9 protein-coding genes are annotated in these 13034 nt (G+C 38.9%); all 9 read right to left on the reverse strand.

Going from position 1 to position 13034, the window contains the following annotated elements:
• Window positions 1-5: 5 nt before the first annotated feature.
• The 9 genes from ACZ41C_RS13800 to ACZ41C_RS13840 all read right to left on the reverse strand — a co-directional run bounded on the left by ACZ41C_RS13800 (window position 6) and on the right by ACZ41C_RS13840 (window position 11930).
• A complete protein-coding gene (locus tag ACZ41C_RS13800; protein ID WP_464562239.1) occupies window positions 6-872 on the reverse strand; it encodes a beta-1,6-N-acetylglucosaminyltransferase in 867 nt (288 codons plus the stop codon).
• A gap of 3 nt (window positions 873-875) precedes the next feature.
• Entirely contained in the window at window positions 876-2096 is a 1221-nt protein-coding gene (locus tag ACZ41C_RS13805; RefSeq protein ID WP_464562241.1) for an O-antigen ligase family protein, read from the reverse strand.
• On the reverse strand, window positions 2097-3386 hold the full coding sequence (locus ACZ41C_RS13810; protein ID WP_464562243.1) for a glycosyltransferase family 4 protein: 1290 nt from the start codon (window positions 3384-3386) through the stop codon (window positions 2097-2099).
• Between the two features lie 4 nt (window positions 3387-3390).
• The gene (locus ACZ41C_RS13815) at window positions 3391-4437 is read right to left on the reverse strand and encodes a glycosyltransferase (RefSeq protein WP_464562245.1); all 1047 of its coding nucleotides are present in this window, start codon (window positions 4435-4437) and stop codon (window positions 3391-3393) included.
• Window positions 4438-4546: 109 nt separating this feature from the next.
• Window positions 4547-5737 carry a glycosyltransferase family 4 protein gene (locus ACZ41C_RS13820; RefSeq protein WP_464562247.1) on the reverse strand — a complete coding sequence of 397 codons (1191 nt, stop codon included), beginning with the start codon at window positions 5735-5737 and terminating at the stop codon, window positions 4547-4549.
• A gap of 100 nt (window positions 5738-5837) precedes the next feature.
• Window positions 5838-7289, reverse strand: a complete 1452-nt coding sequence (locus tag ACZ41C_RS13825; RefSeq protein ID WP_464562249.1) for a lipopolysaccharide biosynthesis protein — start codon at window positions 7287-7289, stop codon at window positions 5838-5840.
• 85 nt (window positions 7290-7374) lie between these two features.
• Window positions 7375-8466 carry a GDP-L-fucose synthase family protein gene (locus ACZ41C_RS13830; RefSeq protein ID WP_464562251.1) on the reverse strand — a complete coding sequence of 364 codons (1092 nt, stop codon included), beginning with the start codon at window positions 8464-8466 and terminating at the stop codon, window positions 7375-7377.
• A gap of 164 nt (window positions 8467-8630) precedes the next feature.
• Window positions 8631-9746, reverse strand: coding sequence for a GDP-mannose 4,6-dehydratase (gene gmd / locus ACZ41C_RS13835; RefSeq protein WP_464562253.1), 1116 nt, complete (start codon window positions 9744-9746; stop codon window positions 8631-8633).
• Between the two features lie 135 nt (window positions 9747-9881).
• Entirely contained in the window at window positions 9882-11930 is a 2049-nt protein-coding gene (locus tag ACZ41C_RS13840; protein WP_464562255.1) for an Ig-like domain-containing protein, read from the reverse strand.
• Window positions 11931-13034 lie beyond the last annotated feature (1104 nt).

A 13034-nucleotide genomic window follows, 5' to 3' on the forward strand; every position in this document is an offset into this window, starting at 1 on the left:
CAGGGTTAGCCAAGAAGATAACTTTTCATCTTATCCATAAGTTCTGGATGATTTTTGTACGAGAATTTTCTAGCGAATTTCACGTTCATTTTTGTAGTTAATTCCTTAAAGTCCTCTAGCTCCCAAGTGTACGGCTTACCCCTGTCCCAATCTATATATCTAATATTCATTAAAGGGGAAACATTTTTTTTAAATGGTGAGTTCATTACTAGTGTAGGTAAAAATACTTCGTCTACACAAAAACCGTAATTGAAATTTCTCTCGATAAACTTTTCCTGTTCTAGAACGTAGTTTGCAAAATTATGCGTAATACTAAACCATTGACTCCCCATATGATATTCCAATTTTTTTCTTCTGGTCCTGTCAATTAAAAATAAAGCCTGTAGTGCTGCGAAAAACACACGAAGGACTCTATACGAATCCCTGCTAACAATTTCCGTTATTTTTTCAGGGTAATAATATTTATACCTACTGGAAATTTTCCAGGTAGTAACCTTACCGGTAGATATGTATTCCCATTTGGGATCAGCATTAAAAAAATCATGTAAATGATTTTGGGATTGTAAGGGTAGATCTACACCGGAGAGTAAGTGGTAATAGATGTTGTGGTGTTTGACGGCACACTTTAATAGGCTAACCATTACGTTGACCATTGTGTGCCCACCCCAATAAATTTTTTGGCGCTCAATAAAATAAATTTTTGCATGATGACACCATTTAAGAATTTCATTTGGATATAAGGAAGTAGCCCTTTGGTCTATATGAATGTAAACATTGTTACGAGGGTCGTCTATTACCGTAAGTAATAACCGTAAGGCCTCAGGTTCATTATGTGCCATAATGAGGTAGGCATGAGAATCTATTTTATTCATTTTTTAAATTAACTCTTTTGAATTCAAGGAATAAGAACTGTTATTTTTATCATTCTTTTCCAAATCCAATTTGAGGCAATGGGATTGCGTGAAACCAACCACTGCACAGAAAATAGAAAATAAAACAAAAAGTCCATCCAATATAGGTTCTACAAGGAAAACCAAAATGAATGAAATAAAATAAATCAATAATTGACCATCTAATAAGAATATTTTTTGTCTTATTCTAAGTACTTTTAAAAGAATCCTCAATGTGTAAAATGTAAATATCAACAATAAAACAAAAGAAATAACACCGCCAATTCTTGTTGCGTCAAACCAAAGGTTATGCGAATAACCAAATTCATCCAGGTCCCAGCCTAACGGTTCTTTGAACATATATATTATTGATTTTTCCCATTTGTTCAAGCGACCACCTGCGGTAGATACACCATGTTCTTTGCTATCCATTCTATCAGCGTAGGCGGATAGAATGTCTGAATCACTATCTAACGATAAATATGCGAAACCGAGATTCACCCCAACAAAAATCACTGCTAGAAGAACAAAATTTTGTACAATATTTTGTTTTTTTAAACGGTAGAAAACGGCAATTAAAACGGAAAAGATGGTTATTGCCAAATGCGTTCTGCTCCCTAAACGTAGAACACAGGTCAACGAAAGAAGGAAGAGAAGTACGGAAAATATTTTTAAAAAATGTGGTTTTACTTGTTTATAGCCAACTAATAATATCCCAGGAATACACATGTTCATTACAAAATAGGCAGCTGTGTTGGTTGCGGGCACAATGTCTCCAGTCCAAATTGAAGGAACATCCCTTTTTATGGTCACAAACCCGTGAACTATTATTTCCTTGAATACACTGGCCATACTGGAAACTGAAAATAGAAAACCCAATAAAAAGAGTGTTTGAATGTTTAACTTCTCAGATTCAATGTAAAGCATTTTTCCTGCTAAGTATAAACTGGCCGGAATTAAAGCATAAATAAAAATAAATTGAACACCCATATCCAAATTAAAAGTGTAGAAGACAGCATATACAGTAGAAAACAAGAAAAGGCTTAAAAATGTCCTGTCCAATAAATGAGATAATTTTTTAAGATTTACAAAAATAAAAATGGACAATAAATAACCGAACACAAAACCATAGGAAAAAGGGTCTATGGCATATAGGGCCATTAAAAAAAGGACAATTCGTCTATCTCCAGTTGAAAAAAAATTCATCTACCCATTTCTTTTGATATTGATATTATCATTTTCTATCATAACTGAATAAGCTGAAATTAATTGCTCCCTGTTTATTTTTCCATTATGGCGTGTTTTTGCAACGGATACACCATTTAACCCTACATTTCTAGCTTTATTTGGATTGGTCAGTAAATCACTTATTAGGTATGCCAATAGTTCCACTTCCTCAAATCTATAAAGAAAACCAGTTTGATTATGTTCAATCATGTTTTGAATCCCACCTACATATGAACTAATAACAGGAACACCCAATAATTGAGCTTCACCAATTGAGTTTGGACTGTTTTCAATACTAGACGGACACACAAAAATACTCGATGACAAATATTGATTACGCATCTGATCGGCAGTAAGCGAACCAATAAATTTGAATCTACTTAAAACATCATTTTTTTTTGCCAGATTATAGATATAGTTGGCGAAACCTGTAAATTTAATACGCTTTTCCATACTGGAACGATCTAATATATTTCCACCAGCTATTTCAACACTGAGATTTGGAAATTTGTCTTTTAACAATGCAACGGCCTTAATTACTTGATGTAAACCTTTAACGGGACTGCTGGCTTGGCTTAAAAAAATCGTTTGTTTTTTTAAGTTTGCAACATTCCAAGTTTCATCCGTGTAGAATTCGTTACGCAAGGTCTCGTTGCCAAAATAATAGTTTACACTGGGGTTAATGGCCTTGGTATGGGCCTTGTCCCAGTCAGTACGGCCCATTACGGCCTGGGTTCTTTGAATATATTCTCTTTCATTTTTCCCCCTTGCAATGTAATTCTTTTTTCCGTGGATCAAGGTATCCCATCGTACCCAATCCCTAAACGTTGCATATCTTAAAATGTCTTTCTTTGAAATTCCCGCATAATAATAGTTTGCATATACCGAAACCAAGCCTTGGATAGAGACCAAATAGTTTAAATTAGGTCGTACCCTCATTAAAGCGAGCCCATGTGCAAATTCTGTTCCGTGTATATGCACTACATCCGGCTTTAATACATCCGTTAGCTTTGACCATTGAGTTTCAAGTGATTTATCATATTTCGTTTTATTTACCTTACTTTCTAAGATATGGTAGGTAATACCTTCTACATGGTAGTCGTTTAGTTGAAAATTTTTCGCAACTGTTGCAACGTGCAAGTCAAGATTTTTAAAATCCTTTAGTTTCTCTGCCAACCCAAAAGTCCATCCTCCATATAAAGAAATGGGCTGATTAAGCTTTTTTGAAACGGCAGGGAAGAATTCATTAACAATCCATAAAATTTTCATCAAATCAATTTTTGGTGACTTCGTCAAGTATTTTTAATTGGAATTTTGGATTCCATTTCCTATCTATGATATCATAGCAATTTTTACGGATATCTTCTCTCAATTTGCCATCTATCCGTAGCCACTTTTTAAGTGTTTCACAAAGATGGTCAATGTCTCCATATTTATAAAAATCCCCCGTTTTTCCTTTTGTTATGACTTCATGCTCTGGAGCTTGTTCATAAAAGTTATCGTGACTAATAACAGGTGTACCATAGGCAAGGCTATGAATTGCAGTCAGTCCAACCGATCCAGGTGATACACAAACGGTAGCGTTATAAATGAGTTCCCCTAATTTATCTTCATCGTAACAGGGGCCATAGAAAAGTACCTTATCTGACAAATTTTTATTCAATACCATTTCCTTAACGTTATTATCGCCCAAATCACGTCCAACAAAAACAAGATTACATTCCACACCCTCATTGTTTAAAATCGTAAGGGCCTCTATCAATAAATCCAATTTTTTACTTTCTTGAATTCTTCCAATAAATAAAAGGGTAGGGGAATCGTTCTTAAAATGATTTTTGTAAATATCAGTATATGTTAGATTGCTTCTTATTTTAATTTGTTTATCATGGTCCAGTGAATTATAAATACAAACTAATTTATCTTTTGAAAAGCCTCTCCTTAGCATAACATTTCTTGAATGATTGCCATATAATAATATTTTGGACGTAAGTTTATAAAAGTACAATTCGAACCAATCCGCTTTTTTTTTTGGATCGCCTTTCATGCCATGTGACCATACTAGAACTTTTTTACCCAAAAGCCTTCCCAAAATCATTATTAACCAATTGGAAAGTATGCTTGGTTCACCAGTCAAAATATAGTACTTATATCTCTTAAAAACGAGGGGCCAAACTTTAAATTGCCAAATAAAGGTGGTATTAAATATCCAGTGATTACGAACCTCCTTTTTATAATTTGTCAATCTATTGTAATCCAGTTTTTTTATGGGACTGTTAACAGTATGCCCAAAATAGAAATCACAATCCAATTCCTTGTCCATAAGTTTATAAATTGGAAATCTATAGTGAGGGGCATAATTGAAAATACAACAGATTTTTTTGTTCATGGATATTGGGAGATGTTATTTCTAAAAGGCTATAAAAGTACCATCATTTTTTCTTATACCAAGAAAATTTGGTCGCCAATGCCTCGGTGCAAGGATTCGTCCCTTGTTCGATCCTAAAATTATTCTTTTCGATTTTTCTACAAACTTTTATTAATTCGCCTGCCGCATTTTCTGGGGACCATGTAGTGGATATATCCCTATATGCTTGCACCGCCAGATTTTTACATAATTCCCTATTCTGATAAAGCAGCAACACCTTTTTTGTAAGATCTTTTACACTCCCGGATTTAAAGATGAGTCCGTTTGCTCTTGGGCGTATTAAATAGGGCATACTACCTATTTGATTGCTGCCAATTATAGTACATCCATTGGCCATGGCTTCGTTGGCAACGGCACCCCAACCTTCGTTGCGGTCGCTGGTCAACAACACACAGTGTGATTCCCGTAATTTTTGCTGCACCTCGCCGTTGGGCAGATTTCCTAAAAACTGCACCTGTTTTTCCAAGCCATATTCGGTAACTCTCTGTTTAAGCGCTGCGTTCAGTTCTCCGGAACCAATTATCTCTAACGTAAATTCCATTCCCAACTTATGCATTTTTCTTGCAGTTTCAAGAACCAGAAATGGTTTCTTCCATTTAATATGTCTTGCTATAAATAGGATTTTGAATTCTTTATTATTTTTCTGTTTTAATATTTTAGAAACGTCCAAGGTGTCAACCGACGTAAAATACCCCCACTTTAATTTCTTATTTGGAAAAGCAAAGACCCAATTAAGGTCATTAGCCGTAAAGGCCCCGGAACAGAGCATATAATTATTACCCTTTCTGTATTTGGTATAACTGTGGTATAATTCCCATAGTATTCTAATATCGAAGTTTTGGTAGGTACCCTGTTTAAAAAAACGTTCAGCTGTAAACAAAATTGGTTTGTTTTGCTTTATTCTAGGTAGGACCAATTCATAGGGGGCATCACCAAAAATGACCACATCCGATGTCATCATTAACTCTTTTGCCTTCAAGTAGTTTCTTTCATTTTCAAAACTTAGCAGGTTATAGGGCACATTGGAATAATCTGGATAACCGGCATCCTTAAAGCTTTGTGGCATGTCCATGGTACTCACAAAAGTGAAATTTAGACCTAGCTCCTTAAAAATCTCATCCGCCACAGGCTTTTGGTGGTGGTTGAAAAAATTTGAATATGAGGTAATTAACATATCTGTATGGGCATTGAACATTTAATTTTATTGACCGGTCGAAATAAAATCTTCGTTTTCAACGAATAACATTGAATCAATTCTTTATTATTGAAATTTGATACTTTGATTTGAAAATTATTTAATTGGACTCTGGATTATTTTTTAATAAGGACAAAATCTTGCTTCTCAACATGTTTAGCTCATTTACTTTAAGGAATACCAAGAGATAATAGTATACAAATGCACAAACAGGAATCACCACTAACAATTGTACATATGTATTTATTATGAGGTATTTGCAAATGAATCCCAGGATGAACATAGTGATACCGGCCAGTATAATTTTTGAAATATCCCTTAATTGTGCAATTGCCCCATAGTTGAATAGCTTTCCGGGATAATAGGTATTTATAAAATAGTGGATGCTAGTGGCGGACAATTCTGCCACCGCAATCCAATAGATCCCATGCGGTAGGGCTATTAAAAGGAAAATAATCCTTACGGCAATCTTTACATATTCCTGTTTCAACGTTAGGTCTGTTCTTCCTACAGCATATAATACGTTTGAACTTATCCCAACCAGAATAGTTATAAGCCGGGCAATGCAAAATATTTGCATGATGGGGATGGCCATACGCCATTTATCGGATAGCAAAATAAGTACGATGGGTTCAGAAAGGAGGGCAAGCCCCAGAAAAAGCGGGACTGTCACAAGGGCGGTTGTCTTTAAAATGGTTCTTGTAATACCTATTAACTCCTTGGTATTCTGTTGGATGACGGACAGGCTGGGTAATAATACACTGTTAAGGGAAGCGTTCAGGATACTATAGACGATATCGGCAAATTGGGTTCCCCTTGTATAGAATCCTAGGGACTTGGTGCCAATATACTTTCCTATTAAAATCGAATTTAAATTACTTAACAGGCTACTTAATAAGGATGAAACCAACAGTTTCGACCCAAAGGAAAAAAGCGTGTTAAAGGATTTTTTGGAAAATATGAACATAGGTTTCCATTGGGTGCCCAACCATAAAAAGATCGTCATAAAGGCGCCCTTGCTAATTGTTTGTATCACCAAGGCCCATTCTCCCATACCCAAATAGGCACAATAAATGGCCAAGGCTCCACTTAAAATAGTAGTAACCAACGTGACCTTGGCGATGGATTTAAAGTCCAAGGCGATGGTTAGCAGTGTTAAGGGAATGGTGAACAAGGCGTTCAACAAAAGTGAAATGGCCAATACCCTTAACAAAGGGGTCAGTTTGGGTACTTCATAAAAATAGGATATACTGGGGGCTGCAACGTAAAGAATAGCATAGCATGCCAAGGCCACCAGTATATTGAACAGAAAAACGGTCGATATATCCTTATCCGTCCTTTCCTGTCGTTGGATCAGTGCCTGGCTAAAGCCACTATCTATAAAGACCTGCGAAATGGATATAAAAACCAAGAGAAGGCCAAAGGTGCCATACTCCTCCGGCGTGAGCAATCTGGCCAGAATAACACCCAGAGCAAATGAAACAACCTGTACAGATAATTTTTCCAGAGAACTCCAGACGGTACCTTGAAACAATTTATTTCCTAAACTCAATGTGGTAGTTCGCTTTTGACTTTAGATACTATTTTTAAGTAGGCTTTAATTGCTACACGACTTCGTAGCTCGTTTGGAAAATGACTTAATCTTCGCCTAGGTACCAACCATAAAGGCTTCCGATCCCATCTTCCAAATTCACGGAGTGTTTCCAACCTAGGCCATGTAGTTTTTTAACGTCCGTTAATTTTTTAAGGGTACCGTCCGGTTTTTCCGTATTAAAGAGAAAGGCTCCTTTAAATCCAATTTCCTGTTTTATAAGTTGGGCCAAATCCTTAATGGCAATGTCCACTCCGGTTCCAATATTGATATGGGTATTGCGCACTTCCGTGGTACCGGGTGCATAGGTGTCCTTAAAGTTTCGCTGTTCCATGATAAAAACACAGGCATCGGCCATGTCCTCGGACCATAAAAATTCTCGCATGGGATTGCCGCTACCCCAGATTTCCACTGTAACGGTCCCTTGCGAGTGCCTGGTAACCCCGTACTTCTGTAAGATGGCACGTTTTTCCTCTTGGGTATGTCTGGGTCCTACGCCTTCTATGGGCAGTTTTTCTAGGTCTGCATCAATTATTTTCCAATCATCCTGCTCCAGGGCCTTCCCCAAGTGGACCTTGCGTATCAATGCCGGCAGTACGTGCGATTTTTCCAGATCAAAATTGTCATTGGGACCGTACAGGTTGGTAGGCATCACGGAAATAAAGTTGGTACCGTACTGTAGATTGTAACTTTCACACATCTTAATGCCTGCAATCTTGGCAATAGCATAGGGCTCATTGGTATATTCCAAGGGGCTGGTCAACAAATAGTCCTCCCGCATGGGCTGGGGACAGTTTTTCGGGTAAATGCAAGTGCTTCCCAAAAACAACAACTTTTGTACGCCATGTTTATAACTTTGATGGATTACGTTGTTCTGTATCATCAGGTTTTCATAAATGAAATCGGCCCGGTAGGTATTATTGGCTACAATACCGCCTACCTTGGCCGCGGCCAAAATGACGAACTCCGGGCGTTCCGCGGCAAAAAAGTGTTTGACCGCCAAGGCGTCCGTAAGGTCCAATTCCGCATGGGTGCGGGTTACAATGCTTTTATAGCCCTTGGACTGGAGGTTCTTTATAATTGCGCTTCCTACAAGGCCCCTGTGGCCCGCGACATATATTTTGGAATCTTTGTTCATGTTCGTTGCTGGTTGTTCGTTGTTCGTTTTTCGATACTCGATATTTGTTGTAACAAAATCAAACGTTGTACCTTATACTTTTAAAGCCTAAAGTCAAACGGCGACCGCACTGCGCTCAGCGCTGTGCAATTCTTACATCGTACTTCGTACTTCCCACTTCGTACTTACTCAAAATAATTCAGGATACGGTAGCCGCCCTCTTTAAGGAATTGGTCCTTTTGCATGAGTTTTAGGTCACTTTGCATCATATCCTTTACTAAATCCTGTAGTTCATACTGTGGCGTCCACCCCAATTTTGTGTTGGCCTTGGTAGGGTCGCCAATCAAAAGGTCCACCTCCGTAGGCCTGAAGTATTTGGGGTCTACCGCCAATACTTCCTTGCCTAAGGGGAGTTGATAGGCTGGATTATTACAGGCCTTTACCGTCGCTTTTTCATCGACGCCTTCCCCTGTAAATTCCAATTCAATGCCCACTTCCGCAAAGCTCATGCGTACAAAATCACGAACGGGCGTCGTCTTGCCGGTGGCAATGACCCAATCTTCCGCTTTGTCTGCCTGTAAGATCATCCACATCATGCGCACATAGTCCTTGGCATGCCCCCAGTCCCTTTGGGCATCCAAATTGCCCAGATAAAATTTATCCTGTAGTCCCAAGGCAATCCTAGCCGTGGCCCTCGTGATTTTTCGTGTCACAAAGGTTTCTCCACGTATGGGGGATTCATGGTTGAACAGAATCCCGTTGCAGGCATACATGCCATAGGCTTCCCGATAGTTTACGGTAATCCAAAAGGCATACATTTTGGCGACGGCGTAGGGACTACGCGGATAAAAGGGCGTGGTCTCGCTTTGCGGCACCTCCTGTACCTTACCATAGAGCTCCGAGGTCGAGGCCTGATAAATGCGGGTTTTTTCGGTAAGCCCCAATAGACGAACGGCATCCAAGATCCGTAAGGTGCCCAATCCATCGGCATTTCCGGTATACTCCGGGGTTTCAAAGGATACGGCCACGTGGCTCATAGCGGCTAGGTTATATATTTCGTCCGGTTGTATTTCCTGGATCAATCGAATGAGGTTGGTACTGTCCGTCATGTCCCCGTAATGCAGGAAAAAATTACGGTTTTCAACATGGGGATCCTGGTACAGGTGGTCAATACGATCCGTATTGAAAAGGGAGGAACGGCGTTTGAGGCCGTGTACCTCATATCCTTTTTTTAATAAAAATTCACTAAGGTATGCTCCGTCTTGTCCGGTGACTCCGGTAATCAAGGCTACTTTTTTCATAAAAGAGATGTAATTAGGTTTTCGGTTACTATTGATGATTTACCGAGTATAACGGCGGGAAATTGTAAAAATTTTGTCAAAAATAAAAAAAGCCCCTAGAAAAGGGGCCCTTTATTCCATTAATTGGTTAAAAGGTCAAAAAGCACCGATATTATAGGAGTTTCGTTGATTTCCCAAGAAATCAAAGGCCCCCAAGGGATTCATTACAGAGATGTTCTGACCTGCATTTTGTAAGGGACTTGAGGGCAGTAGGCGCAAACCCTCGACCCAATCGTTCCCCCTAGAAATGGCTTGTGGGTCCTGAAACTGGGGATTCCCATCAATATTGTTATTGGTGACAAAGGAATTGGCACTGTTTCGATTCAAATTACCGGAAAAGTGGCAGTTCTCAAATCTGGTATTTCCATTTAAGCTATAGCCCGCATGGTTGGTGTATAAGGACGATGAGGCGGAGAAGTGACAATTGATAAAACTGTTGCCGCTATTGTTCCGGTGCGCTCGAATGCCAAATTCGGTATTGAAAAAGGTACAATTCAGAAATTTATTATTGTTTGTAGGCCCCCTGTTAGCCCCGCTTTCCGAAAAGATGACCCCGTATTTTGCATTCTTTACTATAATGTTAATGTAGTCGTTCGCTATCCCGGCAAAGGATGAAGATCCATCTTCTCCATGATCTAAAAATAGAAGTCCGCCCCACACATCGTCTACCACAATGTCCTTAAAGGTGTTTCCCGTACTGCCATTGGATGTTAAAATATAGGTTAAGTCGTCACCTTGACTAGCACTACCTTGAACATATCCTTTTTCAAAGACATTACCTGTGGCATTGGCAAAACTCGTCTCAATATTGGTGTTGATGACCCTAAAATTTCTGAAGGTGTTATTATAAGCTCCATTTTTGGTTATAAAACCATGACCTCCGTGGGGTACTGAGGTAAGTCTATGGCAACGATTGTATTCAATGACCAAATCGTGGCTTGATGCACCGGCATCCCCTGTTACCAAATAAAAATAGTCCGTTCCATTGCGATCATTATACGAATAGACCACATTGTCCGAATACGTTCCACTGTTGGCACCCCTAATCTCAAGAGCCTGTTGTTCGCAATTTAGAAAGGTACAAAAACGAACCTCTAGTCGCTCAGACCTTCTATTTGAAATCCCGGTACCTTGATATCTGTCCGGATGCGAGGAATCCGAACTAGCGATATCCATTCGTCCCTGTTCCATGATAACAGAATTTATCAACTTGCAATGACTGGAATTTCGGTCGAACAACATGCCAAAGTCGCCTCCTCTGATGATAATATTATGGAATTCAATATAGTCCCCAGAAACCGTAAAGAAGAAGTCATTTTTGACGAAGTTCTTTGTAAAATGAGGCATCTCGTTCATGTTCAAGGACTGTGTGTAGTCAAATTCCACATTGTTTGCAAAACGCGTCGTGCCCCTACGGTCCCTTGTCTCATTGGAAAGCAGATTTTGCTCATAGGCGTTGATATCTCCGGGCTGGTTTTTGTATCCTATAAATTTAATGGGCTGTGAAGCATTTCCACTTTGGTTGAAAACGTAATTTCCGCCTCCATAATTACCAGCTTTGATATAAACAATGTCTCCTGGTCTAGCTGACTTGAACGCATGGCCAATATCCCAAGCGCTACTTTCAGACTTACCATTGTTACCGCTATTACCTGAGGTGGTTACAAAAAAGACGTTGTCCCCAGAGGTGGGTGTTCTATTGTCCAAATTACTGACCGTTACCGTGCCCTGTTCTTGGGTGGTGGTACCGGATGCATCCTGTACTTCTACGGTATAGTCAAAGGTATCCACAAATTCCTCTTCCGGTGCCTGGGGCGTTTCTACGACAGGTACCATGGGCGTATACGTTAAGCTGTTGTCCTCATTGATGACCACTGTTCCCAGGTCAGAGGGTTGTACGTCCACAACGGTGGCTTGTTCCCCTTGGTTGAAGGCATCGTTTTGGAGGACGTTCATTACGATGCTATTTTGGGACTGTATATAGTACGAATCGTCCAGAATACGATCTTTTAAGGCAATTGAAGATTGTTCTTCCACGATTACATATTCTGAAAGAAGATCGGAATCCTTGCTACATGAAAATACCATTAGGGACGTAATGAGCAAAAGTAGCATGTTTGGGCAAGCGTTTAGGTTAAGTTTCATCTACTCGATTGGGTTAAAAAAATTAGCAAAAAGATTATGGGGTCTAAAACTATTTAAATTTTATAATTCATCGTTGAAATATTCTATTTTTTCGATGAACTACCATTTCATTGCCTTTTTATACGAGCCATAACTTATTTTTGGATGACCATATTTTAAATTATTCGATGAAATGCACGTTTTTTTCCTTTTTCATCTTAAAATAGTCAATTTTTGGGGGTATGGCGTCGACCTAAGTAAATCATATTTCATAGCCATTTTAATAAATAAGCATAAAATATGTGGGTAGTCATACTATCACACTACTGTTAGAGCCGTTGTGCATTTTAAAATTTTACACGTAGTTTTGGTTCGAGTGCTTATTTTTGATTTTCCCATCGAAAATTAAGTGTATCGATAACCCATCGCCTTCGCTCAGGGCGGGCTCCTATGGGCCATAAAAAGGTGCTCGATACAATTTCATATCTCGCAATGGCTCGATAGGAAATCACTACCAATGACATAATTCTTAACATAAAAATTGCCGGATATTAGATTGCATCTGTACTCTTGGCTTTCCCTTCATTTTTTTCTTGATGCTTCGACTTCGCTCAGCAGAACTAAAAAACGAAGCAAAAAAATCAAGTTGAAAATAGGCAATTGCTGCACACCATTCACTATCGGGTTTACATGCGTTGTGCCAGCGCACCGCACTTCCAACCCTTCGTTCATTATTGCTGATTTTCAACGGACAACTCCAACTCTAATTTATAAGCATAGTACCAGCATTGAAACCTACACACTCCGTTCAAAAGAATGTCATTCACATTTCAACGAAATTTTTTTCCAATGGCTCGAACTGACCCTTTTAGTTAAGATGCCAGGTTCAAATTGCACAATAGTTTAAAATAGTGAATTTTTTGGGGGAATGGCGTCGACCTAAATAAATCATATTTCATAGCTCATTTCAATAAATGGGCAGAAAATACGTTGGTAGTCATAATACCATAATACTGTTAGAGCCGTTGTGCATTTTAAAATTTTATGAATATCCACAATTAGTTATTAAATGCTGTCCCCTCAAGCAGCCTTTCCTGAGCAAAGTCGAAGGGCAGTAAAGAGGTC

This window comes from Maribacter sp. C-4077, from assembly GCF_055378385.1.

Excerpts from the sequence above, each read along its gene's own strand:
- ACZ41C_RS13840 (WP_464562255.1), bottom strand. The coding sequence starts at position 11,930 with ATGAAACTTAACCTAAACGCTTGCCCAAACATGCTACTTTTGCTCATT.
- ACZ41C_RS13815 (WP_464562245.1), bottom strand. The coding sequence starts at position 4,437 with ATGGACAAGGAATTGGATTGTGATTTCTATTTTGGGCATACTGTTAAC.
- gmd (WP_464562253.1), bottom strand. The coding sequence starts at position 9,746 with ATGAAAAAAGTAGCCTTGATTACCGGAGTCACCGGACAAGACGGAGCA.
- ACZ41C_RS13830 (WP_464562251.1), bottom strand. The coding sequence starts at position 8,466 with ATGAACAAAGATTCCAAAATATATGTCGCGGGCCACAGGGGCCTTGTA.
- ACZ41C_RS13820 (WP_464562247.1), bottom strand. The coding sequence starts at position 5,737 with ATGTTCAATGCCCATACAGATATGTTAATTACCTCATATTCAAATTTT.
- ACZ41C_RS13805 (WP_464562241.1), bottom strand. The coding sequence starts at position 2,096 with ATGAATTTTTTTTCAACTGGAGATAGACGAATTGTCCTTTTTTTAATG.
- ACZ41C_RS13810 (WP_464562243.1), bottom strand. The coding sequence starts at position 3,386 with ATGAAAATTTTATGGATTGTTAATGAATTCTTCCCTGCCGTTTCAAAA.
- ACZ41C_RS13800 (WP_464562239.1), bottom strand. The coding sequence starts at position 872 with ATGAATAAAATAGATTCTCATGCCTACCTCATTATGGCACATAATGAA.